The following is a 25,454-nucleotide window of genomic DNA, read 5'->3' as shown; positions in this document are numbered from 1 at the left end:
AATGCCTCGATAGGGTTCAGGCCGCCGCGACCAATGCCTCGTGCTGAATCTGGCGAGCGTAGCGATTCAGGTGGTACTCCATGTTGCCAAGCAATGCGTCGAGCACCAGATGACGGCGATAATGATGGCCCACCTTGTATTCAGTCGTGATGCCGTAGCCTCCGTGCAACTGGATACCTTGCTGCGTGACGAACTTCGCGCTACGAGTGGTCTGGGCCTTGCACCCGGAGATTTCCACGCTCCTGTTCTCCCCGTCCTCGCTGATTGCGAGCAACGCGCGGTGAAGCGTTGCTCGCGCCTGCATCGCTTCGATCGCCATGTCGGCCATCCGGTGTTGCAGTGCCTGGAAGCTGCCGATCGTCACGCCAAACTGCTTGCGCGTTTTCAAGTAATCCGATGCGAGTTCGATAGCGTCCTCGATATCACCCACCAGTTCTGCGCAGATCGCGACGGCCGCTTCGTCAACGGCGGCCTGCAGTCCTTCGAACGCACGACCCGCTGCACCCAAAACATTGGATTCTGCGACGATCACACCGTCGAGCAGCAAGTCGGCAGACGGCGTGCCGTCGAGCAACGCGCGAGTCTTGAGCGTCACGCCGGCCTGCTTCGGATCGACGACAAAAATCCCGATGCCGTCCGTGGCATCTGCGGCGCCCGCCGTGCGAGCGACAACGAGCAGGCGGTCTGCAACCGGCGCTCCAACCACGAGGGTCTTGTAGCCGTCCAGCTGCCACGTGCCGTCGTCTGTTTTCTTCGCGGTGGCCGTCACGTAATGCACCTGGCCCCGCGCCTCACGTTCACTGTGCGCGACTGCATAGACAGTCTCGCCCGAAACGATCTCGCCAAGTATCGTCTCACGCTGCGCTTCTCCCCCGCAGCGCGTGACAAGCGACACAGGAAACACACCGCACATCACGTATGGCTCCAGCACCAGCGCGCGTCCGAGTTGCTCGGCCACGATCGCGCTTTCGACTGGCGAGAGACCAAGCCCCCCCAACTCATCCGGCACCGCGACACCAAGCCAACCCATTTCGCCGAGCGTGCGCCACGTCTCGCGCGAAAATCCCCCAGCTTGCGAGGCAAGATTGCGACGATGTTCGAACGTATAGCTCTTTTGCACGAAGCGTTGCGCGCTTTCCTGCAACATCCGCTGTTCGTCGCTCAACTCAAAGTCCATGCTGCACCCTTATTCTTCCGGCAATTGAGGCGATCCCACGGCTCGGGGATCGGAGACTGTCGTGGCTCGAAGCGGCGTCAAAGGCCGAACAGCGCTTTGGCGATGATGTTGCGCTGGATTTCGGCCGTCCCGCCATAGATTGAGCAAGCCCGCCGATAAAAAACCTCCGCGGCCAGGCCCGGCGCGTATTCGGGCCCGATGAACGAGGCCTCCCGTAGCTCTCGCTCTTCATTCGGATCGGGATAGAACACGGCGCCATAATCGCCGATCACCTCCAGCAGCATTTCCGTGAGCTTCTGATGGAGTTCCGATCCACGCACCTTGAGCATGGATCCGATCGCCATACCGCCGCTGCGCTCGTCTATTCCCTCGTGCAGGATCTTCTGCACCGCCATGTCGATTGCGCGAACCTCCAGCTCGTGCTGTGCGAGACGTGCCGCAAACGTCGGGTCCTGGATCAATGGTTTGCCGGCCGCGCGCTCGCGCGAAGCGTAGTGCCGGATCTTGCGCAGATAGCGCTTGAGCGCAGGCGCCTCGGCGCCAAGAAACGCCCGCTCGTTGAAGAGCAGAAACTTGGTGTATCCCCAGCCCTTGTTCACCTCGCCGATAAGGTTTTCGGCGGGTACACGCACGTTGTCGTAGAAGACTTCCGCCAGGTGATGGCAGCCATCGAGCGACGCGATGGGACGCACGGTAACGCCCGGCGACGACATGTCGAGGAGCAGGAAGGAGATGCCCTTCTGCGGCTTCACTTCACTATCCGTGCGGACTAGCACGAAATTCCATTGGCCGTAGGCGCCGAAGCTGGTCCAGATCTTCTGTCCATTGACGATGTAGTGGTCTCCATCGCGAACCGCCGTCGTACGTAGCGATGCAAGGTCGGAACCCGAGCCCGGCTCCGAAAAACCTTGCACCCAGAACACTTCGCCACGTTGAATAGGAGGAAGAAAGCGCCGCTTCTGCTCTTCGTTTCCGAACTCGCAAATTACGGGGCCGACGAGCGACACGCCCGCCTGATTCTGTATTGGAGCGCCCGCCAGATAGCACTCTTCCTCGAAGATGTAGCGCTGCATCGCCGTCCACCCGGTGCCGCCGTCAGCAACCGGCCAATGCGGCACTGACCACCCGCGCGTTTCGTACAGAATGCGAGTCCAGCGCTGTGAATCGTCATCACCTGCGAGAAAGCCCTGCTGCCCGCGAAAGGCCAAGTCCGCCGGCAGATGCTCCTTGAGGTACGCCCGAACTTCTTCACGGAACGCAATGTCCGCGGTGTCTACGCGAAAATCCATTGTTTAGCTTCCAGCGTTTTCAGTTCGTTTAACCCGATCTGCGTCCGCTGCTGCGGCAGCGTTGCCGATCAGAGTACGCGGCGTGGGCGGCACGCAATAAAGCTCGTCCACGACACCGCGCCGCCGCTCGAGCACATTGCGTTGGCTTATTGCGCTCTTTGCGCTCAACTCGCCGTTATCGAGCGACGGCTGTTCGCTTTCGAGGACGATGCGCGCAATGCGGGCAGAGCTGCCGCCAGGACGCGCGGCTAGCTTGTCGAGTCCCTCCTGGAAGTACGCGCGCACGCCGTGGCTGTGGACGATCTGGTCGACGCCCGGCATCGGATCGTGGAGGTCGTCGCAAAGCGCGCGGCACGCTTCGGTGTCAGGGAAGACTAGCGCGGTCAGGTACTCGCGGTCGTGCCCCGCGATCACGATGTCGCGAGCATACGGGCCAAATACGTTCAGCGCGTGCAGTCGCAACTCGGCGACGTTGACCCACGTGCCGGAGGACAGCTTGAAATTTTCCGCGAGGCGTCCGTCGAAGCGCAGTCCAAGTTCGAGACGCTGCGGGTCGATGAACGTTGCAGCGTCACCTGAGCGAAAATAGCCCTCTTCGTCGAATGAAGCAGCGGTGCGCTCGGGATCTTTCCAGTACCCGGGCGTAACACAGTCGCCGAGAAAGCGGATTTCCAGCTTCCCGTCGACCGGCACCACCTTCACTTTGACACCCGGCACAGGCAACCCGGCGATCGCCTCCCGTCGCGGATCCCAAGCTGCAGACATCGGCGTGGGCCCCGCTTCCGTGCCGCCAATGCCCGACATGATCAGCACACGCTGACCGATGGTACGCACCGCGAGTTCGTCGAGTTGAGCCCAGATGTACTGCGGCAGGCTCGCACCACCGTAGTAGATGAGCGCGAGCTTGCTGAAGAATTTTTCCCGCAACGCCCGGTCCGCCTGGAGATGGGGAATGAGCGAGGCAAGCCCTTGGGGCGTATTGAGGTAGACGACCGGCGCAATTTCACGCAATGCCTGCACCGTCGGGCCAATTTCCTCCGGCATTGGCTTGCCAGGGTCCAGGTAGTAAGTCCCCCCGCCGTACAACACCATGCCGAAGTTGTGCGTACCGCCAAAAGTGTGATGCCACGGCAGCCAGTCGACGAGATCCGGAGGCCCATCTTGCAGAAACGCGAACACCTGGGCGACTTGCTGTCGATTGCTGCACAACATGCGCTGCGGGTAGATGACGCCCTTCGGCGCGCCCGTCGTTCCCGATGTAAACATGATCTTGCCCACCGTATCCGGGCCGACTGCCTTGAACGCCTTCTCGACGTCGGCCGTAACAGGCGTCTTCAGCCAGTCCGCGACGCGCGAGCCGGCACGCCCCTCCGGCAAGGGACCAACGACGACACATTCCACGTCGCCGAACACCTCACGCAATGCACGGCCATATCGCGCGCCGTCATCCGCGAAGACGACGCCGGGGGTGCACACGGCCGCAAGTTGCTTGAGCTTCGAAAAGTCCTCCGATAAGAGCGAATACGCGGGCGTCACCGGAATATAGGGAATCCCGACGTGCAACGCGGCGAGCGCGAAAAGCGCGTGTTCGAAGCCTCGATCCGAAAGAATCATCAACGGACGAGACGGAGACAAACCTCGATCAAGCAGCGCCTGCCCCAGCGCACGCGCTCCGTCAAACGCCTGCCGATAGGTCAGGGATTCCCATGACTTGCCGTCTGGCGTCCGCCGCGCGAGCAACGCGCGATCGGGCGTGACGCTCGCCCAGTGTTCGAGCCGCTCCGTCAAGCGGACAGGATACGGTTCGAGCGGTTCCTCCAGTTCATATACCACGCTTCCATCGCGTCTTCGCTCGACGATGGCATCCATGCTGCCGAGGCGAATTGGGCGAAACGGCACATCCATCAGGGGGTCGTGCGAAGCCGTACCTGCATCCATCTGAGTCGTCCTGTTGTTATCTGGCAAGTCATGTCCCGCAAGCGCTCACATCGCCTTCCGACGCGCAGGGATCTTGCGGACCAACGTCAACCAATAATTGAACGTCGATCATAATGTTGAACCAGCATAACGCCAAATCGCAATCACGTCTATCCGTTTACACCCAATAGGAAGCCCGATACCAAACGCTGGATCTGGCGCAAATACGGCACTGGATGCCCGTCACGATCCGGGCCTTGCGCACCGCACAATAACGTGGACACAAAACGGAAAATGCGCTACTTTATGAACGTCATTCATATTGTTAAACATGACATCGGATCGTAGCCGATCATCGGGATCAAGGAGCCATCATGTCGGATGAGGTCGTCGTCACCGCTGCCGTTCGCACCGCTATTGGAGATTTCGGTGGCGCGTTATCGAGCGTTCCGCCCACGACGCTAGGCGCAACAGTCGTCCGCGCGCTACTCGAGCGCACGAAGCTGCCGGGTGAAGATGTGGGTCACGTGGTGTTGGGCAACGTTATCCATACTGAGCCACGCGACATGTATCTCGCGCGCGTCGCCGCAATGGAAGGCGGCGTCAGCGCGGACGCACCGGCGCTAACGCTCAACAGGCTGTGCGGCTCCGGCCTCCAGGCTATCATCTCCGCCGCACAGGCTATTGCGCACGGTGACACGGAGATTGCAATCGGCGCAGGTGCAGAAAGCATGTCGCGCGCAGCATACGTCGCGACCGGCGCACGTTGGGGTTCGCGCATGGGCGACATCCGCCTGATCGACATGATGGTCGGCGCGTTGACTGACCCTTTCAGCGCTTGCCATATGGGCGTAACCGCAGAGAACGTCGCGAAGAAGTATGGCATTTCGCGCGACGACCAGGACCTGCTCGCCGTCGAATCGCACCGGCGCGCTGCCCAAGCTATTCATGACGGCAACTTCCGCGAACAGATCGTGCCGGTAACACTGCGTACGAAAAAAGGCGAGGTCCTTTTCGACACCGATGAACATGTGCGGTCGGGCACGTCCATCGCCGACCTCGCCAAATTGCGCCCGGCGTTCCAAAAAGACGGCACGGTCACGGCCGGCAATGCGTCCGGTCTCAACGACGGCGCCGCAGCAGTCCTGCTGATGGCCCGCCGCACCTCCGAGCAACGCGGCCTTCGTCCACTTGCGCGCCTCGTTTCCTGGGCTCACGCGGGCGTCGACCCGCAATACATGGGCATTGGTCCGGTGCCTGCAACACGGAAGGCACTGCAGCGCGCGGGTTTGACCGTTGCAGATCTCGATGTGATCGAAGCGAACGAGGCGTTCGCTGCGCAAGCTTGCGCCGTTGCAAAGGAGCTGGAATTCGACAGCGCCAAGGTCAACCCAAACGGATCAGGCATCTCGCTCGGCCATCCGATTGGCGCAACGGGCGCGGTCATTGCCGTCAAAGCCATTCACGAGTTGCATCGCTGCGGTGGGCGCTATGCGCTAGTGACAATGTGCATCGGCGGAGGCCAAGGCATCGCGGCCATATTCGAGCGCATTTAGGGGCTCCCGCAGCGTTATCCATTCAACCAGAGGGAGAGACGTGGTACGCCCCGAACAACTGCTTCACCCGCTACGACAGCCGGTGGCTCCACGCCCTGCGGCGACGATGCTCTTGCTACGCGATGCGCAATACGACAGGTCGCACACCATTGAAGTACTGATGACACGACGTTCGGCGCAAGCGAGCTTTGCGCCGGGCGCGTTCGTCTTCCCAGGCGGCTCAATCGATCCATCCGATGGACGAATCGCCGGCAGCGTTCGACGACGTGCCACGCAAGGAGATGATCAAGCGACTGAGGCCGTGGCCGCCATTCGAGAAACATTCGAAGAGCTCGGCGTGCTGCTAGCACGGCGACACGATGGCGTGTTTGTCGTCGACTACGACATTGCAAGGCTAGACCGGTCAACAGCGATCGAGATCCATTGCTCACAGCATGGCCTCACACTCGCGGCGGATTGCGTTTATCCGTTTGCGCATTGGATCACCGACCGCGACCTGCCGCGGCGCTTTGACGTGCAGTTTTTCGTGGCGCGCATGCCCCTCGATCAAACCGCTGTCGCGGACGGCACCGAACAATTCGAACCCGTGTGGGTCCGTCCCGATGAGGCGCTGGCGCGCCATGCCGCCGGCGACTTCACGATGATCTTCCCGACCGTGCGCACGCTTGAACGCCTTAGCTCGTTCGAATCGGTTGATGCAGTGCTCGCGGCGTGTACGTCTGAAAGGTCGCTCTGGAGCAGTTGTCCGCGCGGTGGGATGAGGGCAGGCAGTGTCGTGCGCTGCATGGAGGGTGACCCTCCATACGGGGAACTGCGCCTCGTGTGTCCTGACGGTCAAGTTCTCCACGCACTCGATTGGCAATCAACCGAAGCCGTCCCGCTTCTCAGAAACGTATTGCGCTTGACGGCCGCGAATGGCGGGATGATGACGGGCCCAGGCACGAATAGCTACATCGTCGGCACGGCGGCGACCGGCTTTATCGTAATCGATCCGGGGCCGGACGATAGGGCGCATCTTCAACGCATCTTTGCAGCGACGGGTGGCGACATTCGAATGATCGTCTGCACGCACTCCCATGTGGACCATGCTACCGGAGCGAGACCACTGCAGTCCATGTGCCAGCACAAGCCTCCAATCCTAGGCCTGCCGTCTCGGCCCGGCGACAGGGCAAGCAATCACTTCGTCCCCGACCATGACTTGTTCGATGGGGAGTTGCTAACGCTTGCTCATGGCGGCGAGACGCATCGATTGCTCATCGTCTCAACGCCGGGGCACGCAAGCAACCACGTGTGCCTGGTCCTTCTGGAAGATGGACTGCTATTTAGCGGCGATCACATTCTGAACGGCAGCACGACCATCATCGACCCTCCGGACGGCAACATGACGGCGTACCTCACGTCATTGGACCGGTTGGACGCGATCTGCGCCGAACGTGAGATCGAATTTATTCTGCCTGCACACGGGTACGTACTCGACTGCGCGCGCGACCGGATCGCCCGCCTCAAGGCACACCGTCTCGCGCGGGAAGCAAAGATCGCCGAGGCGGTCAGTGCGCTGCCGACCGGGTCGATCGACGACTGGCTGCGTCTTGCTTACGCTGATGTTCCCGAAAGGCTCCGGCCAGCCGCGTCCCGGTCGCTGTTGGCTCACCTCGAACGACTCGACGAACAGCGTCATCCAACCTCGCCCGCCTGATTGCGATCGTGATGCATGCACCGGCTGTTCGCGTCCGCTCAATCGCAGGCGCGCACAGCCGCATTCGATTGCCGTCTTCTCGGAGTCAGTTCTCTTCTACGAGCGCGGTCAGCCGTCCCTGAATGAGTGCGCGCGCCTCAGTGACCATCCGGCTCACGAGTTCCGCACAGGTGGGTATATCCTCGATAAGCCCGATTGCGAGGCCAGCCGGGAACGTTCCGTCTTCGGTATCGCCCGTCTCGTACACCCGCTTGCCGCGCTCACCGCTCACAAGCGGCTTGAGATCCGCAAATGTCGTGCCCTCTTTATGCTCGAGTTCCAACACCTGCTCGGCTACCGAATTCCTGAAGATTCGCGACGTGTTCTTCAGCGTCCGAAAGATCAACGCTGTATTGCGCTCGTCATGCTCGACGAGCCTGCGCTTGACGTTCTCGTGAATCGGCGCCTCCCGCGTGGCCATGAAGCGGGTGCCCATGTTGATGCCATCCGCGCCGAGTGCAAGCGCGGCGACCATGCCGCGCGCATCCGCGATACCACCTGACGCAAGCATTGGAATGCGCAGCCTGGCGGCCGCAGCCGGCAACAAGATGAGATTGGGCACGTCGTCCTCACCTGGATGTCCGGCGCATTCGAATCCGTCCACGCTCACGGCGTCGCATCCCAACGCCTCTGCTTTCAGCGCGTGACGCACCGACGTGCACTTGTGGATGACCTTCATTCCCGCCGCCTTGAATGCCGGCATATATGGCTCGGGATTGCGTCCCGCCGTCTCGACGATCTTCACGCCGTTCTCCACGACCGCCTGCACGTACTCGTCGTATGGCACAGGTTTGATCGTCGGCAAGATGGTCAGGTTTACGGCGAATGGCTGATCCGTCATTGAGCGAACGCGAGCGATTTCGTTGCGAAGCGCCTCGGGCGTGGGCTGCGTGAGAGCGGTGATGGTGCCAAGCGCACCGGCGTTCGAGACCGCAGCGGCCAGTTCGGCGCGGCCCACCCACATCATGCCCCCCTGAACGATGGGGTATCGAATCCCGAGTAAATCCGTAATGCGCGTTTTCATGTGCTGATCTCTGTGTAAGTGCAACCTGAATCTTCAATGTGCAGCCGTCGAGCGTCGCGTGTGAGGTTTAGTACACGTTTATATTTACGAACACCGTGCAATTATATACACTTTCTCCACGCTACCGACATTCGTGTGCTGCACTCGCAGACACGTCTGTGATGGCATGAGGAGGCATCAACGATCAGGAGAGTCGATGAACAAGCGGGACAACAACATTGCGGGTGAGGAAACGTCGCTTCGCCCCACGCGGGATCAGGCGGAAGAAGCCGTGCGTACGCTCATCCGGTGGGCGGGCGACGACCCTGATAGAGAAGGTCTCATGCAAACGCCGGCACGCGTCGCGCGCGCGTACCGCGAGTTCTTCTCGGGCTACGAATCGGATCCGATGCAGATTCTCGCAACCACGTTTTCCGAAGTGGATGGCTACGACGAGATGGTGGTGTTAAAGGACATCCGCTTTGAAAGCTACTGCGAACACCATATGGTGCCCATCATCGGACGTGCTCACGTTGCTTATTTACCCGAGCATCGCGTGGTCGGCATCTCCAAACTCGCGCGCCTCGTCGACGTCTACGCCAAGCGTCTGCAGATTCAGGAGAAGATGACCGTTCAGATCGCCGATGCACTGAACACCGTGCTGCAGCCCAAGGGGGTGGCTGTGATTCTTGAAGCCGCGCATCAGTGCATGAGCACGCGAGGCGTGCATAAGCCCGGAGCGTCGCTGGTGACGAGTCGAATGCTGGGCGCATTCCGGGATGATCCTTCCACGCGCCGCGAGTTTCTCTCGATCGTCGGTCACAGCACGATCACGCCCTTACCAAATAGCTGAAAGCCAACGTCGGCTTCCTGCCGACGTTGGCTTTCATGGCAACTCGATTCCCGTGTCCTCGGTGAACGTCGTTGCAGGCTTCCGTGAGGCCTTAAACCTCGCTGGGTTGACGCGTCGTCAGAGGCCGCTCGTAAGAGACGTCTTCGCGATTTCTTTCACTAACGCCATTGCTCATCAGGATCTCGCGCCACGCAGCAGGCACTTTTGCAGGCGTCAGTTCGTTGATCGCTTCGGAGATACAGACACGAGCGGCAATCGCCCAAACGCCATCACGCTTCTCGAAGCGGTCGATATAGCGCCCCACCGCTAGCGTGTCTGGCTTAACGCGATTTTCTCCGAAGAAGAGCCAGTACGTTTCCCCGTGCGCCTCGTCGCCTTGCAATTCGACGCTGTGATTGAACACCATATGATGGTGCGACAGCTGGTGCTCGGTATGGTATGCGAAGGCCCAATCAACGAATTCCTCTGCATTCCCGACGAATGCGCCGTGATCGTCGATCGCGTCCGGATGGTACGCCGAAAGCGTCAACTCACGGTCCATGCGGTCGACCCCACGGCAGTACCGGTGCACGCATTCGAGTATGGCCTGCGTGTCCAACAGCGCTTCAACGCGTGCGTTCAACTCTTTATTCATGGCTTCTACAATTAGATGGTCATGGCGACAAAAAAGACGACCGCACCGATCAGCGCGCCCAGGAAGCAATAACCTTCGCCAGTCGACAAATCGGTCTCCTGCGCTCGCGCACGGCTCGCTATCGCACAGCCGATCAGGCCCGCGAATGCTGTCGTCCCAAGCACGGCAAACGTCATCACGACGTCGAAAAGCGCCGACCGGCCTAGTTCGTCCATGCGCAGGTCACGTTGCAACAGCCAGGCGGCCGCTGCCGAAATCGACAGGAGAAGGAGCGGGAGCCATACCCTGCGCGCTTCGCGAGCGCTCTCGCGAGTCAGCGTTTTCATCGCACCCTGCCCTCCGTGCGCATCTTGTCGCGAATACGAGGCGCCATAGCACCCAGCACGCGCGCCGCCCAACTCAGTTGTTTTGCGCGAGCCGATTCGTCCGACGAGAGAGCCCGCTTTTCAGCGCGCTGGCGACGATAGTCGAACGTATAGTCCGCAAGAGGACCACGTAGATCGCTGTCGAGAATGTACATCGCATGTCTCCGATCAGGCTTATGCCTCTTGGGCGCATGCACGGCGCCTCTAGATAGACATCCTAGGCCACGGAAAACGGTTATGCAACAAGTCGTTCAATTAACGTCGTCGGTGTTTTCACTACCTAATGCGGTGAAGGAACGAAGCGCGTGCGCGCGCCCGTTGCACACACGGACATGTGCGCTAACGGGTCGGCAATCAATCGAGGAAAGTCGATTCAAGCGCTAAGCCGCGCTCTCAATGCAGCTTAGCGATTCGAATTGAGACGCAGATGGTCAATCAGGAGATCTGGAAGCCGCCATCGACGGCGAGAAGCTGCCCGGTGACATAGTCCGATGCGGGCGAGGCGAAGAACAGCACTGCCCTCGCGATATCGGAGGCGACGCCGATGCGGCCCAGCGGCATGCGACCAGGCTGCGTAATCGGCCCGTGGGCCTGATGAACCTTCGTCGATGCGGCCGCGCCCTCGGTTGCCACGCCCCCGGGCAGCACTGCGTTCACACGAATCCCATCCGCTGCGAATTCCAGAGCTGCCACCTTGGTGAGGTTGTTGACCCCCGCCTTCGATGCGCCGTAGTCACCGTTGTCGAAAATCACCGGTTGCAGCGAAGCCACCGACGAAATATTGATAATGGAACCGCCGTTCTTGGCACCTCGCATCCGCTTGATCGCTTCGCGCATGCACAGGAAGGTGCCGCGCAGGTTGACGCCGAGCACCTTGTCCCACTTTTCGGCCGATGTCTCGACGAACTGCGTCTTCGGATAGATGCCCGCGTTGTTGACGAGAATATCGAGGCGCCCCAACTTCGCCTGCACGACCTCGTACATCGCGAGAATCGACGATTCATCGCCGATGTCCACTTTGACCGCGATAGCCTTGCCGGAAGCGCTTTGGATCTGTTTGGCCGTCTGCTGCGCCGCTTCCTCGTTCAAATCTGCCGCGACCACCGCCGCGCCGGCCGACGCCAGCAGCAGAGCCGTTTCACGGCCGATGCCCGAGCCCGCCCCTGTCACCACCGCTACTTTCTGATCGAGATTGAATAGACTCGCCACATTCGTGCTCACTGCTCCTCCTTTGGCTCGCCGTGCGAGCGGGTTATTTTGTGAACATCATTCGGAAAAATAAACGCACGACTTCATGGTGTCAAGATAAACGAGGATGCGAATGACGGAAGGAGCAACGATAGTGAAACTGTTGAACGGTGTGACTGCGCGGCTCACGTAGTCGTCGGCGACGCGATGTCGCGCATGATGTCGAGCATCGATCGGTGGTAGGGCTTGTGAGGTCGATCCGCCCAGACCAGCGATACTTCGGTTTCGCCTGAAGCTGGAACATCTTCAATGTCGACAAAGGCGACACCCTCCACTGGCAAGTATCGCGCCGAGTCCAGCATCAGACCGATGCCCAGTTCGTGAGCCACGAGGTTGAGCATCGTGTATGGATGGCGGGCTTGCTGGGTCACCCGCGGCGACAGCCCCGCCTCGCGGCGCGCTGCCTCGAACGCAGCGAAGAGCGGCTGCGACATCTGCTGTGGGAACATGATGAGCGGATATCGCGCGAGATCCACGATGCGAATCGAGCGCTGCGTCGCCACGGGCCATTTCGCCGGGACCGCGGCCACCACGCGCAGACGCTCGATGACCACGCTCTCTAAACCCGAGAGGTCCGCGGAGCTGGTAACTACCACGCCCATGTCGATGCTGCCATTTTTCACGCTGGCGACGGTCAAAGCACTGCCGCGCTCGATCAACCGGACATCAACGCCAGGCCATTGCTTGCGAAGCCCCTGAATGGCCAGCGGCATGATTCTCAGGGCACACATCGGCACGAACGCTACGCTCAAGCTCGCCAGTTCGTCGGCGGCTTGCCGCACGCGCCGCTCGGCCAGCTCCGCTTGCGCGATCAGTGGCTTCGCTTCCGCCAGCAACGCGGCTCCGGCGGGTGTAAGCGAAACGCCCCGCGGTGTGCGTTCGAGGAGCTTGATACCAAGCTGCTCTTCCAGCCGCATGATCGACTGGCTGAGCGGCGGCTGCGCCATGCCTAGGCGCGCAGCCGCACGGCCAAAGTGCTGGGTCTCCGCAACCGCAACGAAGTGTCTGAGATGCCGCAATTCCATGACGTGATATGGCTTTGATATCGGGTGCCGCCAGCATATCGCCTTTGTCCCGTTTCGGTGCACCAAGGGCGAACCCTGGTCACATTGTTGAACGCGACTTGGTGTATGCACGATACATCCAACGCCATGTCGGGTGCACCCCAGCTTGACGTTCAGAAGCGTTCAACGTACATTTTTGAATGTCGTTCTATAATACGAATAATGGCCAAGGCGGCTGGGATGGGTTGGAACGGAGAATGGGGCAAGAGAACAATTCGAATCGCGAATACGAGCTGGAGGACCATGAGCTGATGGTCTGCTGCGTAGGCGTGAAATCTCAGGTCGTCTATTCGAACCCGGTTTATCAACGCGTGACCGGATATTCGCTGCAGGAGCTCCAGACAATGCAGGGAGCGAACCGCATACGCGATGTTCCGCAACCGGTACTGGCCGACCTCGGCGCGGCTGTTAAGCAGGGCAAGTCCTGGAGCGGCCTTATCAAGCTTGCCTGCAAGCGTGGCACGCTCGTGTGGTGCCGCCTGAACATGGCGCCACTCGTTTCGCACGGGCAATACATTGGCTCCCTGATGGTTCTGAGCAAGCCGGTTCACGGGGAAATCGAGCGGACCGAAGCACTTTACCGACGCTTGAGCCTCGACCGTGATGGAAAACTCGGTTGGGAACAAGGGCGCATCGTTCGTCGCGGCCTCTTTGGAAAAGCCGCTAGCCGGATTCGCTCATTTGGACTCAAGCGCTACATCTGGGGCGCCCTCTTCGCGCTCACCCTGGTGAACATACTCGAACTGGCAAGCGGCAGCGACGGTCTTTCCTCGTTCTCGTTCTGGAGCGAACTCGTTGCCCTGATTCTGCTGACTTCCGCGGCAGGGGTTTTCCTGTCGCGCGTCATCGCCGCCCCGCTGCAGGAAGCTGCGCGGACAGCGATGAAGATTGCCGCGGGCGATCTAAGTGCCTCGTGCCACAGCGTTCGAAGCGATGAAATCGGTGACGTGCTCCGAACCTTGAATCAGGTCAGTATCAACATGCGTGCCACCGTGCTCGACGTACGCAATGGCGTAAAGGCCATGCAAAAGGCGACTTCGGACATTGCCTCGGGCACGTTCGAGCTTTCCGGCCGAACGGAAACGCAGGCGAGCAGTCTCGAAGAGACGGCTGCTTCGATGGAGCAGATCAATTCGACGGTTGGCAACAATGCCGACGCGGCCAGACAGGCGAGTGATTTGGCAGCCCGCGCGAGCCAAGCAGCGGAAGATGGGGGCCGGGTGGTAGATCAGGTCATTTGGACGATGGAAAGAATCACGCAATCGAGTAGCAAGATAGCGGACATTATCTCGGTTATCGACGCCATCGCTTTCCAGACCAACATCCTGGCCCTGAACGCTGCAGTCGAAGCGGCGCGAGCCGGCGAAGACGGACGCGGGTTCGCCGTGGTAGCGGGGGAAGTACGTAATCTCGCTCAACGCAGCGCTCAAGCCGCGAAGGAAATCAAGGCGCTGATCACGCAAAGTGTGGAAACGGTCGAGGATGGATCGAAGCTGGTCGATTCGGCAGGCAAGACGATCGCCGACATCGTTGCACAAGTTCGCGGGGTAACCGAACTGGTTGGCCAGATCGCCGAGGCATCGCGAGAACAGTCGGCCGGGGTCAGTCAGGTAAGCGCGGCGGTAGAACAGTTGGACCGGATGACACAGGTAAACTCGACGCTCGTTCAGCAACACACGGCGGCAGCCGATAGCATGAAGCAGCAGACTGAGCGACTTGCCGAAATGCTTTGTGTTTTCACGCTGTCTCGCGACGAACGGAACATGCTGCTGAGCGGAACTGGCGGGTAAAACCGTGGTGCTAGATGAACGTTAGAAGAATCCCGGCGATGGAGAACGGCGCGCTCGATGTTCGCATCGTCCATGTCACGGAGAACGGAGCGAGCCTGCCGCTTTAGCGTCATCCCTTCCAGCGGTCCGTCACGATGGCAGCTGCGTCCCGGTAGGTCGAATACGATCGCATTTCACCCAAGTTTCAACCGGGGCCAAAATTGTCCTGAGATCAACCCGCGATGATCACCTCCGCAGCCTTCTCGGCGACAGCGATCGTTGCAGCGTTCGTGTTGCCCGAAATGATGTTCGGCATGACGGAAGCGTCGACTACGCGCAGCCGCTCGACACCGTGAACCCGCAGGTGAGCGTCGACAACGGCCATGTCGTCCGTTCCCATCCGGCAACTGCCTACCGGGTGGTAACCGATGCCCACACGTTGGCGCACATAGGCCTCCCACGCACTATCGCTTTGAGGCAACGACGCGGGTTCAAGATCGCCGATGACGTGTCTCGCCAGCGGGGGCGCGGAGAACATCTTGGTCACGAGACGGCTGCCCTTGATCGTCAGCGCAAGATCGCGCAGATCACCAAGCAACGCGTGCTCGATTAGCGGCTTGGAGTGTGGATCGAGATCATTCAGGCGGATGCGTCCGCGTCCATGGGGCCTCAGCACCTGCGAGCCGATCGTAACGCCTGCCTGCTTCGCCAGCGCGGGATGTCCGCCGACGAATCCTATCGCCAGCGGCAAGAAGCTCATGGCGATGTCCGGCTCGTTCAATCCGGGTGCGCTGCGCGCGTAGGCCATCGCGTGGACTGCTATCGAAGTCAGAATCCCTCTCTTGAGCGTTGCATACTTCAGCAGATGTCCCGCTAGACGCAGCGGGCCCACCATTGTGTTGTACGTCGGCACGTCGATCAGGCGGCTTTGCGAAACCCCGCAGTGCTCCTGCACATTGCGGCCAACGCCGGGCAGATCGGCAACGATTTCGATTCCCATCGAGGACAGATCCGTACCAGCGCCGATGCCGGATCGCAACAACACGGCGGGCGACGCGATCGTTCCCGCACTCAGCACAACCTCACGGCGAGCGGTAAATGTCCGCCTCTCGCCCGCGACGATCACCTTTACACCAATCGCCCGCCGTTCTTCGAAAAGCACGCGGTCCACGACCGCGTCTGTAGCGACAGTGAGATTGGACCGATCCAGGGCAGGTTCGAGATACGCCTTGCGTGTGCTGCAGCGCTTGCCCTTCCGAGTAGTGCCGTAGACGATAAATGATCCATGCACGTCTCCCGCGCAATACTCACTTCGCGTTGGCATGCCGCAATGCGCGGCTGCCTCGAGAAATGTGTGTGCCAACGGATGCAATACGCGCGGCGGCGAGACCGCCAACGGACCGTCAGATCCATGCGCGGAGGACGCCGGACCAGTAAACCTCTCAGACTTCCGGAAATACGGAAGTAGATCGTCGAATCCCCAGCCTGTGCACCCGCTGTCGCGCCACGCGTCGTAGTCTCCACGCTGGCCGCGGATGTAGACCATCCCGTTGATGCTGCTGCTTCCGCCTAGCCCCTTTCCGGCAGCCCATGTCGTCACGCGCGCACCAGCGGAGGGATCCGGTGCGGTCGGATAAATCCAGTCTGCCTTGGGATTTCCCATCAGCGCGAAACTGCCGGCTGGCATGTCGAAGATGAAGCCCTTCCCCTCCCTGCCCGCCTCCAGCAGCAACACGCGAGTGGAAGGATTCTCGCTCAGCCGGGACGCGATCACGCATCCAGCCGAACCGCCACCGATCACGATATAGTCGAAAACACTCTCGCTCATCGCTTGCATTCTCTTCGTGCAACAAAAACGTTCTTGAGTTGCAGATATTCCTCGATTCCCGCCCAGCCGCCCACTCTGCCGAACCCGCTTTGCCGGTATCCGCCGAACGGCGCGCCCGGTGCCATCGAAGCGAAGCCGTTGATGCTCACGTAGCCCGCATCGAGGCGCTCGGCGAATGCGTGCGCCCGGTCAAGATCGCTGGTGTGCAGATACGCACCTAGTCCATAACGCGTACCGTTGGCAATCGCGAGGGCTTCGGCGTCGTCGGCGAACGGAGTGATAGACAACACGGGACCGAACACCTCGTTCTGTTCCAGGTCGCTGCCGGGCTGCACATCGGCAAACACGGTTGGCTCGATGAAGAAACCGTTGGCCAGCTCACCCCCCAACCGCTCGCCTCCCGCAACGAGTTTCGCGTGGCGTCGCGCTTGCGCGATGACGCCGAGGATACGATCGCAAGCCGACTGGCATATCACCGGTCCAGCGACAGTATCGGCATCGAAGGGATCGCCTACCTTCATGCTGGCAGCTATCGCAGCGGCACGCGCTACCATTTCGTCGTAGCGGCTTCGGTGAACGAGTAACCGAGTCGGGTTTACGCAACCCTGTCCGCTCAGTGCCAACGCGCCATAGACCGCCTTTACCGCTACGACGTCGAGATCGGCGTCTTCGAAGACGAGATTGGCGGACTTGCCGCCCAGTTCCAATGCGACCGGTTTGAGACATGCCGCCGCCGTTGCCATTACGCGCCGCGCGACGCCTTCGCCGCCCGTGAAGGTGACTTTGCCGACGTCGGGGTGAGCCACGAGCGCCTCGCCCGCCTCCGCCTCACCGGGTACGACGTTGAACAGCCCCGCCGGCAAGCCGGCCTCATGAGCGAGTTCGGCGATTCGCAGCGCGACGAAAGGCGCCAGCGCTGGCGGCTTCAACACGACACCATTGCCAGCCGCGATTGCCGGTAGCGCCATCATGCAGGTCGCCATGAGGGGACCGTTCCAGGGAATGATGACGCCCACTACACCATAGGGCTCTCGCCGCGTGTAGCTGAAGCCCGGCGCCGGATAGGACTCACCATATGAACCCTCGATCTTGTCGATCCATCCCATGTAGTGATCGACCCAGCCAAGCGCCATGTCCATCAGCGGGAGTGATACTGGAATGCCGGACTCGCGGGCTCCGAGAAAAGCCAACTGCTCCTTGTTCGCTTCGAGCAGCTCGCCGAGGCGCCTGAAGCATCGCATCCTCGCGCGTGGCCCCATCTCCATCCATAAGCGTTGCGCCGCCTTGGCCGCCTTGACCGCGCGGTCGATGTCGCCCGAGCTACCCAGGCGCACAACGGCCTGCGGATGACCTGTCGAAGGGTTGACGTGCCCGATGCTCGCAGCGCCATCACCTTCGACAAACGTGCCGCCGATAAAGAGGCCGCCGGGGACGTCAATTGGGCGTTGGTGCGATGAGAAAAATGCCATGTGCTGTTCCATTGAGCGTTTGACTTCTACTGGCAGCAGACGCATGCAGGGGCAGGCGCCGGTCGCTCGCCGTCGCGCTCAATCGCGTCGTCTCCTGAACAGTCTCGCTGTCGGGCTAGCGCGCGACGCGGTCCGCCTTTGATAAATTCGATTCTAGTGGCGGCTGATGTTTTACACTGCTTACCAAATGGAACCTCTAGAGTGACTTTTTTTCACTAATTTACGATGCCCGAAATCCGACACCTGCTGCCTTTCGTTCAGGCCGTCCGTTGCGGCAGCTTCATCGCGGCGGCGACGCGGCTCCAGGTTACACCGCCTGCCGTTAGCAAGAGCATTGCCGCTCTGGAGCGCGAACTGGGTGTGCGTCTCTTCAACCGGACCACGCGCAAGCTCAGTCTCACGAGCGAGGGACGGCAGTTCTTTCAACGCGTGGCGCCTTTGTTGAGTCAACTCGACGAAGCCGTCGCGGACGTGCGACGCAGTCCCGAGCACCCCGAGGGTTTGATCAAGGTTTCAGTGACGCCCACGTTCGGAAGGCATTGTCTGACTCCGGTAATCGCCGAGTTTCTTCAACGCTACCCACTCGTCGAAATCGACATCAGCTACGACGAGATTGCGCCCAGCCTGGTAAATGACGGTGTCGACGTGAGCATCCAGCATGCGCGGGGACGCGGGACCAACCATGTCTCCCGTCCGCTGTGTGACTACCCTATCGTACTGGTCGCAAGCCCGGACTACCTTGAACGCAAGGGCGTGCCCCAGTCGCCGGATGAACTGACCGTACATGACTTCGTCGGCATTCGTATGGCTTTTGGACTCGCAGCGCTTCATCTCGAACGCTTGCCCGGCAGTACGCGCAAAGGCGCGGCGCGCAGGAATAAAACGTTCATCCATCATTCGCGCGGCCGCCTCACCGTGGCGGGTCAGCCGGATATCAGTCTGGTCGCCACGATCAGCGGCGCCGGCATCACGCCGTCCTCGGTGCCTGTGGTGCTGCCGTATCTGCATTCCGGAGCACTCAGGATCGTCCTTCCCGAATACAGGGTGCGGAGTGACGAGGCCGACAGTACGGGACCCCGCATCTATGTTCACTATCCCCACCGCCAGTACTTGCCTGCCAAAGTCAGGGTTTTCGTGGACTACCTGCTCGAACGTTTTCGGACAGCCGATATCGGCAAGGCGGAACTCGACAAATATTCAGCCTGAACGCGGGCCGCCTTCATTCGCGGTCCGTCCTACGCCGCCGATACGCGGAAGGACTCGTCGAAACGTGCTTGTGAAAAATGTTGCGGAATGCGCGCACGTCCGAATAGCCGACCATGACGGCGATCTGCTCGATTGATATCTGCGTGTTACGCAGCATTCGCTTTGCAGACTCGATGCGTAGTGAGCTCACATAGGCACGCGGCGTCATGCCCAGGCTCCGCGCAAAGCGCCGCAGCAACGTGGCATGGCTAACGGCGAGGACGTCCGCCAGCTCGCTGATCTTGAAGTCCTGAGCGAAACGCTGCGCGAGCCAGAATTGCGCGCTGCTCACGAGAGGATCGTCGCTCGTCAAGCGGCCTTCCTCGCGGGCGCCGTCCGTGCCTGTGGTAGATGCAAGCCATTGGGCGGTATGCGGCGATATTGCACGATCGACGAGGCGGGCCACGAGTTGCCACTCGCCTGCTGGCACGCTGCAAGTGTGCACGCCATCGTGCTCGGCGATCGTAGAGCCAGTGCTTACGCGCACCTTTGGAAAGCGCGACCGGAACAGGCTTCTGAGCACTCGCGGGACCGCTGCTGGGCCGCCGTCGAGCAGCCCAGCCTGCGCAAGGAGTGCCGCCCCCGTGCCGCTCGCTGCCAATACGGCTCCCCGTGCGCGCTGCCAGCGCAACCACTCCGTCAAGGGCTTCGCGTGGTCCAGGAGAGTAACGAGTGCCTCTTCGCTGGCCACGGCGAAAGCCGGGACATACACGATGCGGTACTCAGTATCGCCGAGCAGGTTCCCGTCACTCTCCATCCCTCGCCCGCCAGCGAACTCCAGGCTGTTTCCGTTGGTGCTCAGCAGGCGTACCTGCGTTTTCATCGTGTGACGGTACGGAGGTGCGAATTGGGTGAATATGTGTCGTGCAATCAGCGCGAATCCGTCAACCAGAGCGCCGACGCTCGACAGATAACTGCCTGGCAGCACGAGCGCGGCAACGTCTTTCACTGGCTCAGTCGGAGCGGTGGGCTTGCGAATTTCGATCCCCTAATATGCAGATTTTGATCCTCTTTAGCAGCGATCGTAGCACGCATCATCGTCGGTATCGCCGGCAACAAGAACGGCGGGGAAAGCGGAGTCGCATCCGCTATCAATAGCCGCGCGGCCGCGGTTAAACAGGAGACACAAGTGAAGAGCCTCGAAGAAAAACATGCCTATGGTTTGAAAGTGTTCGGCGAAATCATGGGTGAAGACAAGGCAGCCGGCCTGCGAGCAGCAAGCGAATCCACAGGCTTCGGATCCGACATTTCACGCCTTGCCGTCAACTATGCGTTCGCCGATGTATGGGGCGACGACAAGCTCGAGCGCAAGCAGCGCAGCCTCGTAACACTGGGCATCCTGATCGCCAACCGGCAGACACTCGAACTAAAGAACCACGTCCGCATCGCCGTGCGTAACGGCCTGAGCGCACGCGAGCTCGAAGGGGTACTGATTCAGGCGCTTCCGTATGCAGGCTTCCCGGCCGTCGCCTCCGCCACCACTGCCGTTCTCGAGACGCTACGGGAATTGGGCATCGACACCACGACCCGCACTGCCGAAGAGCGCGGATTGCTGTGAGGCGACATCCGCCCCTGCGACAAAAGGAGACAATTTATGAGCACACCGATCGTGGATATCGTGCCGACGATGCGCGAATTCAACGTTTCTAACGACCTGCTTGGCAATCACGCCGCGCTGCAGGAACGATGGAACGAAGACGGCTATCTGTTCTTTCGCGACGTTCTAGACCACGAGCCGCTGGAGCGCATGCGCGCTCTGCTAGTTGACCACCTCGCCAGTCATGGCTTCGTGGACCGCAACGATCAAGACGTGCGATGGACTGGCAAGGACCGCGAGAATTTCAGCTTCTTTCCCGTGAAGGCGATGAATGAGCAGCGTGCCGCACGCACCGTGATGGAAGACCCCGCGATTCATGCGTTCTTTCAGCGGCTTTTCAGCGTACCGCTTTACTGGGTCCCGTTCACCGAATACCGCACGTCGCCACCCGCCATCGACAAAAGCCGCACGCGCTTCGACTTCATTCATGAAGACGCTATCTATAGCGACCGCCTCGATTTCATCATCTGCTGGATTCCGCTCAGCGATATCGACGAGCAAGTCGGCGGACTGGCCGTAGCGGAAGGATTGCACAAGCTTGCGTGCCTGCACAGGAAAGACGGCGACAAAATCATCCCCATCGATCTTGCGAGCGTACCCGAAGATGCATGGCGGCGCACGAACTACCGCTTGGGCGACGTCCTGTTGATGAGCCGACGCACGCCGCACTCTGGGCTCAGCAATCATTCGGACCGCTTTCGTCTTTCACTCGACACGCGCATCCTGCCGCATGGCGGAAGTTTTCCGTTCGAGCCGCGGCTACCCTATGTGGGTACGCTGACGTCGATCACACCGGACGGGATCATCGTGCGCGACGCGCAGGGTGAACATGCGTTGCGACTCGACGAGACGAGCTATCTGCGCGGCTTCCAGGGCAACCGCCTGCGCGGAGACGAAATCGCCGACGTTTATCGGCCGGGCTCCGAGGTGATCGTTGCACATCAAGGCGGCCTCGTTCAAACGCTACGGCCGCAGCATTGATCGTCATGCCAGACGCAAAGGCGAAGCTTCGTCTTTGCGTCTGCTCGCGCGAATGATCATGCTCTCTGGCATCGCGGTCCCAAGGAATCAATTGGCGGCACGCTCCGCTCGCTCGTTGTCTGAACGTCGTGCTAATATCGGAACGTGCGCTTCGAAACACGGGGCCACGAATCTGCAACGACTGTCATTGGGTTGGCGGCATCGCGCGCAAGCTGCCCGACCAGAATACGCCTCGCCTAGCCCATCGTTTCGACCTCGGGACAAGTCATGATCAATTCATCCGACGCGGTACTCGTCATCGGCGCCACTGGCATGCAAGGCGGCGCCACGGCTCGCCACCTCCTCGCGGCTGGGCTCAAGGTGCGCTTCCTGACGCGAAATTCAGACGCGCCGGCGGCACGGGCACTCGTCGAGATGAATGCGCAGGCGCTGCGGGGAGATCTGGACGACCGCAAGTCGCTCGAAAAAGCGATGGAGGGCGTCGGATCAGTCTTCTCCGTTCTCCTTCCTGATGTTGATCGCAGCGACCGCGAACGCCGCCAGGGTTTTGCACTCATCAACGCGGCCCGCACTGCGGGCGTCCCGCAGTTCGTTCATACGTCGGTGGCGCAGGCCGGCAACCATGAGACGTTTCCAGGTTGGAGCGAGAAGCGTTGGAACCGAAAATACTGGACCGACAAATGGGACGTCGAAGAGGCCGTACGCGCGGCGGGATTCGCCTCATGGACGATCTTGCAACCTGCGTTCATGATGGACAACCTCGCTGAGCCGAAAGCGGGCGCCATGTTTCCGCATCTGCGCGAGGGCTTGCTGCTCAGCGCGTTGCTACCCGATGCACGACTCGACTGGATTGCCGCCGACGACGTGGGCGCGTTCGCAGCCAGCGCGCTAAACGATCCGCAGCGCTGGCACGGTCAGACCGTACCGCTGGCGTCTGAAAAGCTCACGATGTCTGAAGTTGCGCGCCGCCTTGGCGACGTTCTGGGCGCACGGATCAGCGTTTCGCACGTCTCACCGGATGAAGCCCGAACAAGGGGTCTCGCACCCGGATGGGTGAATGCACAGGAATGGATCAACGCGGTGGGGTATCGCGTCGATATCGATTCGATTGCCGAACGTGGTGTCCAACTCACCCCAATGGCGGACTGGATCGACACGCATCGAAAGCACATCACACTTGCATAGCTGGCGTTGCAAAGCAATCGATATGTTGCACATCGAAGAGCCTCTCGCGTGTAATCTGCTGCGCACCGTCTCGTGCAACGACATGTGGAAGCCTCAGATTTTGGAAAATCCTCATGAATGACCGTATCCCCTCATGGTTCGATCGCGCCTTGACCGAGCCGCATCGATCTCACTTCACTGAAGACGACGGGGTTATCGTGCATTACGTCTCGTGGAACGCTGCAGACATTAGCAAACCACCACTTGTCTTTGCACACGGCTTTCTCGGGCACACGCACTGGTGGGACTTCATCGCACCATTCTTCACCGATCGCTTTCGCGTCTTCGCTCTGGATTTCAGCGGCATGGGCGACAGCGCCAACAGGCAGGAATACAGCGCCGACATTTTCGTGCGCGACCTCGTCGCTGTGGTGGATGCGATCGGCGCCGGACCGTGCGTCGCAGTGGGACACAGCTTTGGCGGATCGCGCCTTCTTCAGGCATGCGCTAGCTTTCCAGATCGTCTCTCGCATGCAATCGTGCTCGATTCGTATTTCATGCTGCGCGGCGAAAACGTGCCTATCGTGGAACGACGTCCGCCTCCTCGTCCCTATCCGGACTGGCATACCGCAGTCAGTCGCTTTCGTCTCATCCCCGAACAGGATTGCGAGCCGTGGCTCCTCGCGCATCTCGCGCAGACATCGCTTCGGCAAACTGCCGACGGCTGGGTATGGCGCTTCGACCCGAAGCTGCGGAACCTCCAGCCGGTCGAAGGCGAGGAAGATCTGCTTACCCGCATTACCGTTCCCGTCAGCTATGTTCACGCAGAGTGCAGCAGCGTGGTCAGCGCCGATCGCGCTCGCCGGATCGTAGCTGCAATTCCCGGCGCGAAGGGGCCCGTCACGATGCCACTCGCGGGCCATCACATGATGCTTGACCAGCCGCTCGCGCTGGTGAGCCTCTTGCGAGCGTTGCTAGCATGAATCCCGACATGCGCGAATCGAAAACAACGCCGTGGTCGACCGAGCTGCCTCTCGCTGGCCTGATTGCGCACGCCGTCGAAAAGCACGGCGCGACGCCACTCCATTTTCATACCCAAGGCGGCGCCTATACTTGCACCACCCGGTCCCTGCTGCACGACGCGAAAGAGATAGGCCGGGCGCTGAGAGCCATCGGCCTGCGTCGGGGCGATGCGATCGCGATACAGCTTCCCACACAGCGCGAGACTGCGCTTCTGTATCTGGCTGCACTCGAGATCGGTGCGGTGCTCGTGCCGATCGTCCACATCTACGGTGCTGCGGAAGTCGGCTTTATCCTTCGACAATCGCGCGCCCGATTTCTTTGCGTGCCCGACTTCTGGTCAGGCACCGACTACCTGGAGCGCATCGCCGCGCTCGGCGACACGCCCGAGCTCGAGCGCGTTATCGTCGTCGGGGATCGGGCGCCTCCGAACGGCATCACGTTTAGCGCGCTGCAGCGACTCGCGGCGACCACGCATGATCGGCGCGCTGACGACCCGCCAACGTCAGAAGACATCTGCCTGCTGCTGTACACGTCAGGCACGACAGCTTCGCCCAAAGGAGTGCAGCACTCTCATCGCACAGTAGGCGCAGAGTGGCAGATTCCGTTCATCGACGGGCCAGGACCGTATCTGACGCCATTCCCTGCTGGCCATATTGCGGGCTTCAATTTCCTGTTGCGTCCATTCATTACAGGCACAGAGATGGTGTTCATGGACCGATGGGACGCCTCGCTTGCCGCGCGACTCGTCGAGAAGTATCGGGTGCGGCTGTCGGGTGGCACACCGTTCCATCTTCAGGGCCTCCTTGAAGCGGCCCGCCGCGACGGACGCAGCCTGGCGTCGCTCGTGTCTTACGGCTTGGGCGGCACGGGCGTCACGCCTGAGCATGTCGCCATGGCCGATCGCGCCGGATTCGCCGGAACCCGCGCGTACGGTCTGACCGAGCATTCGACAGTGAGCGTTGGCTGGGCCGACTCGCCTTTTGACATGCGGGCCTGCACCGACGGCAGCATTCAACCCGGCTCGCAGGTGCGCGTTGTCGACGAGTCGGACAGCGAGCTCCCCGCTGGACACGACGGCGAGATTCTGATCAAAGGACCGGAGCTGTTTGTCGGTTACACCGACCCGGAACTCAATGTAGCCGCATTCACTGACGATGGCTGGTTCAGGACGGGCGATATCGGCCATCTGGACGAAAACGGTTGCTTGACCATCACGGACCGAAAGAAGGACATCGTCATTCGCGGAGGAGAAAACATTTCATCACTCGAAGTGGAGCGAGTGCTTGCCACTCACCCATCCGTGCGCGACGTCGCTGTTGTGGCGCAGCCAGACGCGCGATATGGCGAAAGAGTCTGTGCGGTCGTCATCTTGCATGAACACACATCGCTCGATCTGGGCGCAGTGCAGACACACTTTGCCGCCGCGGGTGTCGCGAAGCAAAAGACGCCGGAGCACCTTTGCGTGGTTTCAGAATTGCCGCGCACGCCTTCGGGAAAGGTGCGAAAAGGCGACCTGCGCAAGCAACTCTTGGTGTAA

At 60.7% G+C, this 25,454-nt stretch carries 22 protein-coding genes; 10 read left to right on the top strand and 12 right to left on the bottom strand.

Translation table 11 applies throughout. The annotated features are described in order from the left end of the window. Nucleotides 1-16 precede the first annotated feature (16 nt). The 3 genes from L0U81_RS33000 to L0U81_RS32990 form a co-directional block, all read right to left on the bottom strand. Nucleotides 17-1,165 (bottom strand): acyl-CoA dehydrogenase family protein, encoded by a 1,149-nt coding sequence (locus L0U81_RS33000; protein WP_233810391.1) that lies wholly within the window; start codon nt 1,163-1,165, stop codon nt 17-19. An 89-nt stretch (nt 1,166-1,254) separates the two neighbouring features. Beyond that, on the bottom strand, nt 1,255-2,466 hold the full coding sequence (locus tag L0U81_RS32995; protein WP_233810389.1) for an acyl-CoA dehydrogenase family protein: 1,212 nt from the start codon (nt 2,464-2,466) through the stop codon (nt 1,255-1,257). Nucleotides 2,467-2,469: 3 nt separating this feature from the next. Next, nucleotides 2,470-4,404, bottom strand: coding sequence for an AMP-binding protein (locus L0U81_RS32990; protein ID WP_233810387.1), 1,935 nt, complete (start codon nt 4,402-4,404; stop codon nt 2,470-2,472). Between the two features lie 353 nt (nt 4,405-4,757). Between L0U81_RS32990 and bktB the strand changes: the two genes are divergently transcribed. Together bktB and L0U81_RS32980 are read left to right on the top strand one after the other, a co-directional pair. Then, on the top strand, nt 4,758-5,939 hold the full coding sequence (gene bktB, locus L0U81_RS32985) for a beta-ketothiolase BktB (RefSeq protein ID WP_233810385.1): 1,182 nt from the start codon (nt 4,758-4,760) through the stop codon (nt 5,937-5,939). 40 nt (nt 5,940-5,979) lie between these two features. After that, nucleotides 5,980-7,635 carry an MBL fold metallo-hydrolase gene (locus L0U81_RS32980; RefSeq protein WP_233810383.1) on the top strand — a complete coding sequence of 552 codons (1,656 nt, stop codon included), beginning with the start codon at nt 5,980-5,982 and terminating at the stop codon, nt 7,633-7,635. Nucleotides 7,636-7,720: 85 nt separating this feature from the next. Here L0U81_RS32980 and L0U81_RS32975 read toward each other — a convergent pair whose 3' ends face one another. Then, nucleotides 7,721-8,698 carry an NAD(P)H-dependent flavin oxidoreductase gene (locus tag L0U81_RS32975; RefSeq protein WP_233810381.1) on the bottom strand — a complete coding sequence of 326 codons (978 nt, stop codon included), beginning with the start codon at nt 8,696-8,698 and terminating at the stop codon, nt 7,721-7,723. 196 nt (nt 8,699-8,894) lie between these two features. Between L0U81_RS32975 and folE the strand changes: the two genes are divergently transcribed. Then, nucleotides 8,895-9,530 (top strand): GTP cyclohydrolase I FolE, encoded by a 636-nt coding sequence (gene folE / locus L0U81_RS32970; protein ID WP_233810379.1) that lies wholly within the window; start codon nt 8,895-8,897, stop codon nt 9,528-9,530. A gap of 91 nt (nt 9,531-9,621) precedes the next feature. On the opposite strand, the gene L0U81_RS32965 is transcribed toward folE, so the two are convergent. The 5 genes from L0U81_RS32965 to L0U81_RS32945 all read right to left on the bottom strand — a co-directional run bounded on the left by L0U81_RS32965 (nt 9,622) and on the right by L0U81_RS32945 (nt 12,802). Then, nucleotides 9,622-10,164, bottom strand: a complete 543-nt coding sequence (locus L0U81_RS32965; RefSeq protein WP_233810377.1) for a nuclear transport factor 2 family protein — start codon at nt 10,162-10,164, stop codon at nt 9,622-9,624. Nucleotides 10,165-10,175: 11 nt separating this feature from the next. Beyond that, complete coding sequence (locus L0U81_RS32960) at nt 10,176-10,379, bottom strand: hypothetical protein (RefSeq protein WP_233810375.1); 204 nt, start codon at nt 10,377-10,379, stop codon at nt 10,176-10,178. 107 nt (nt 10,380-10,486) lie between these two features. Beyond that, nucleotides 10,487-10,684 carry a hypothetical protein gene (locus L0U81_RS32955; RefSeq protein ID WP_233810373.1) on the bottom strand — a complete coding sequence of 66 codons (198 nt, stop codon included), beginning with the start codon at nt 10,682-10,684 and terminating at the stop codon, nt 10,487-10,489. Between the two features lie 280 nt (nt 10,685-10,964). Continuing rightward, nucleotides 10,965-11,750, bottom strand: coding sequence for an SDR family NAD(P)-dependent oxidoreductase (locus L0U81_RS32950; RefSeq protein WP_233810371.1), 786 nt, complete (start codon nt 11,748-11,750; stop codon nt 10,965-10,967). 152 nt (nt 11,751-11,902) lie between these two features. Further along, nucleotides 11,903-12,802 (bottom strand): LysR family transcriptional regulator, encoded by a 900-nt coding sequence (locus tag L0U81_RS32945; protein WP_233810369.1) that lies wholly within the window; start codon nt 12,800-12,802, stop codon nt 11,903-11,905. Between the two features lie 236 nt (nt 12,803-13,038). Between L0U81_RS32945 and L0U81_RS32940 the strand changes: the two genes are divergently transcribed. Next, complete coding sequence (locus tag L0U81_RS32940; protein WP_233810367.1) at nt 13,039-14,631, top strand: methyl-accepting chemotaxis protein; 1,593 nt, start codon at nt 13,039-13,041, stop codon at nt 14,629-14,631. Nucleotides 14,632-14,842: 211 nt separating this feature from the next. Here the strand turns inward: L0U81_RS32940 and L0U81_RS32935 are convergent, their stop codons facing one another. Together L0U81_RS32935 and L0U81_RS32930 are read right to left on the bottom strand one after the other, a co-directional pair. Beyond that, nucleotides 14,843-16,438: a GMC family oxidoreductase gene (locus tag L0U81_RS32935; RefSeq protein WP_233810365.1), complete on the bottom strand. Its 1,596-nt coding sequence runs from the start codon at nt 16,436-16,438 to the stop codon at nt 14,843-14,845. Then, nucleotides 16,435-17,919, bottom strand: a complete 1,485-nt coding sequence (locus L0U81_RS32930) for an aldehyde dehydrogenase family protein (RefSeq protein ID WP_233810363.1) — start codon at nt 17,917-17,919, stop codon at nt 16,435-16,437. The genes L0U81_RS32935 and L0U81_RS32930 overlap by 4 nt, the downstream gene beginning before the upstream one ends. A gap of 213 nt (nt 17,920-18,132) precedes the next feature. Here L0U81_RS32930 and L0U81_RS32925 point away from each other — a divergent pair, with 213 nt between their 5' ends. After that, entirely contained in the window at nt 18,133-19,113 is a 981-nt protein-coding gene (locus tag L0U81_RS32925; protein WP_233810361.1) for a LysR family transcriptional regulator, read from the top strand. 13 nt (nt 19,114-19,126) lie between these two features. On the opposite strand, the gene L0U81_RS32920 is transcribed toward L0U81_RS32925, so the two are convergent. Further along, a complete protein-coding gene (locus L0U81_RS32920) occupies nt 19,127-19,975 on the bottom strand; it encodes a GlxA family transcriptional regulator (RefSeq protein WP_233810359.1) in 849 nt (282 codons plus the stop codon). Between the two features lie 306 nt (nt 19,976-20,281). On the opposite strand from L0U81_RS32920, the gene L0U81_RS32915 reads away from it, so the two are divergent. From L0U81_RS32915 to L0U81_RS32895, 5 genes are all read left to right on the top strand, one after another. Beyond that, nucleotides 20,282-20,710 (top strand): carboxymuconolactone decarboxylase family protein, encoded by a 429-nt coding sequence (locus tag L0U81_RS32915; RefSeq protein ID WP_233810357.1) that lies wholly within the window; start codon nt 20,282-20,284, stop codon nt 20,708-20,710. A gap of 36 nt (nt 20,711-20,746) precedes the next feature. Further along, nucleotides 20,747-21,730: a phytanoyl-CoA dioxygenase family protein gene (locus L0U81_RS32910; protein WP_233810355.1), complete on the top strand. Its 984-nt coding sequence runs from the start codon at nt 20,747-20,749 to the stop codon at nt 21,728-21,730. A 267-nt stretch (nt 21,731-21,997) separates the two neighbouring features. Next, entirely contained in the window at nt 21,998-22,915 is a 918-nt protein-coding gene (locus tag L0U81_RS32905; protein ID WP_233810353.1) for an NmrA/HSCARG family protein, read from the top strand. A 113-nt stretch (nt 22,916-23,028) separates the two neighbouring features. Beyond that, nucleotides 23,029-23,877 (top strand): alpha/beta fold hydrolase, encoded by an 849-nt coding sequence (locus L0U81_RS32900; protein WP_233810351.1) that lies wholly within the window; start codon nt 23,029-23,031, stop codon nt 23,875-23,877. Continuing rightward, nucleotides 23,874-25,454, top strand: a complete 1,581-nt coding sequence (locus tag L0U81_RS32895) for an AMP-binding protein (RefSeq protein WP_233810349.1) — start codon at nt 23,874-23,876, stop codon at nt 25,452-25,454. Before L0U81_RS32900 ends, L0U81_RS32895 begins: the two co-directional genes overlap by 4 nt.

The sequence above is a fragment of the Paraburkholderia sp. HP33-1 genome (genome assembly GCF_021390595.1).
GTDB lineage: Bacteria > Pseudomonadota > Gammaproteobacteria > Burkholderiales > Burkholderiaceae > Paraburkholderia.
The sequence above is the reverse complement of the archived record's forward strand: the minus strand, read 5'-3'. Positions and strand labels throughout refer to the sequence as shown.

Bases quoted from the DNA above. Each gene is read 5' to 3' on its own strand.
- L0U81_RS32920 (WP_233810359.1), bottom strand. From the start codon at position 19,975: ATGAAAACGCAGGTACGCCTGCTGAGCACCAACGGAAACAGCCTGGAG.
- L0U81_RS32955 (WP_233810373.1), bottom strand. From the start codon at position 10,684: ATGTACATTCTCGACAGCGATCTACGTGGTCCTCTTGCGGACTATACG.
- L0U81_RS32990 (WP_233810387.1), bottom strand. From the start codon at position 4,404: ATGGATGCAGGTACGGCTTCGCACGACCCCCTGATGGATGTGCCGTTT.
- L0U81_RS32905 (WP_233810353.1), top strand. From the start codon at position 21,998: ATGATCAATTCATCCGACGCGGTACTCGTCATCGGCGCCACTGGCATG.
- L0U81_RS32930 (WP_233810363.1), bottom strand. From the start codon at position 17,919: ATGGAACAGCACATGGCATTTTTCTCATCGCACCAACGCCCAATTGAC.
- L0U81_RS32995 (WP_233810389.1), bottom strand. From the start codon at position 2,466: ATGGATTTTCGCGTAGACACCGCGGACATTGCGTTCCGTGAAGAAGTT.
- bktB (WP_233810385.1), top strand. From the start codon at position 4,758: ATGTCGGATGAGGTCGTCGTCACCGCTGCCGTTCGCACCGCTATTGGA.
- L0U81_RS32910 (WP_233810355.1), top strand. From the start codon at position 20,747: ATGAGCACACCGATCGTGGATATCGTGCCGACGATGCGCGAATTCAAC.
- L0U81_RS32975 (WP_233810381.1), bottom strand. From the start codon at position 8,698: ATGAAAACGCGCATTACGGATTTACTCGGGATTCGATACCCCATCGTT.
- L0U81_RS32935 (WP_233810365.1), bottom strand. From the start codon at position 16,438: ATGAGCGAGAGTGTTTTCGACTATATCGTGATCGGTGGCGGTTCGGCT.
- L0U81_RS32945 (WP_233810369.1), bottom strand. From the start codon at position 12,802: ATGGAATTGCGGCATCTCAGACACTTCGTTGCGGTTGCGGAGACCCAG.
- L0U81_RS32900 (WP_233810351.1), top strand. From the start codon at position 23,029: ATGAATGACCGTATCCCCTCATGGTTCGATCGCGCCTTGACCGAGCCG.
- L0U81_RS32965 (WP_233810377.1), bottom strand. From the start codon at position 10,164: ATGAATAAAGAGTTGAACGCACGCGTTGAAGCGCTGTTGGACACGCAG.
- L0U81_RS32895 (WP_233810349.1), top strand. From the start codon at position 23,874: ATGAATCCCGACATGCGCGAATCGAAAACAACGCCGTGGTCGACCGAG.
- folE (WP_233810379.1), top strand. From the start codon at position 8,895: ATGAACAAGCGGGACAACAACATTGCGGGTGAGGAAACGTCGCTTCGC.
- L0U81_RS32940 (WP_233810367.1), top strand. From the start codon at position 13,039: ATGGGGCAAGAGAACAATTCGAATCGCGAATACGAGCTGGAGGACCAT.
- L0U81_RS32960 (WP_233810375.1), bottom strand. From the start codon at position 10,379: ATGGACGAACTAGGCCGGTCGGCGCTTTTCGACGTCGTGATGACGTTT.
- L0U81_RS32925 (WP_233810361.1), top strand. From the start codon at position 18,133: ATGCCCGAAATCCGACACCTGCTGCCTTTCGTTCAGGCCGTCCGTTGC.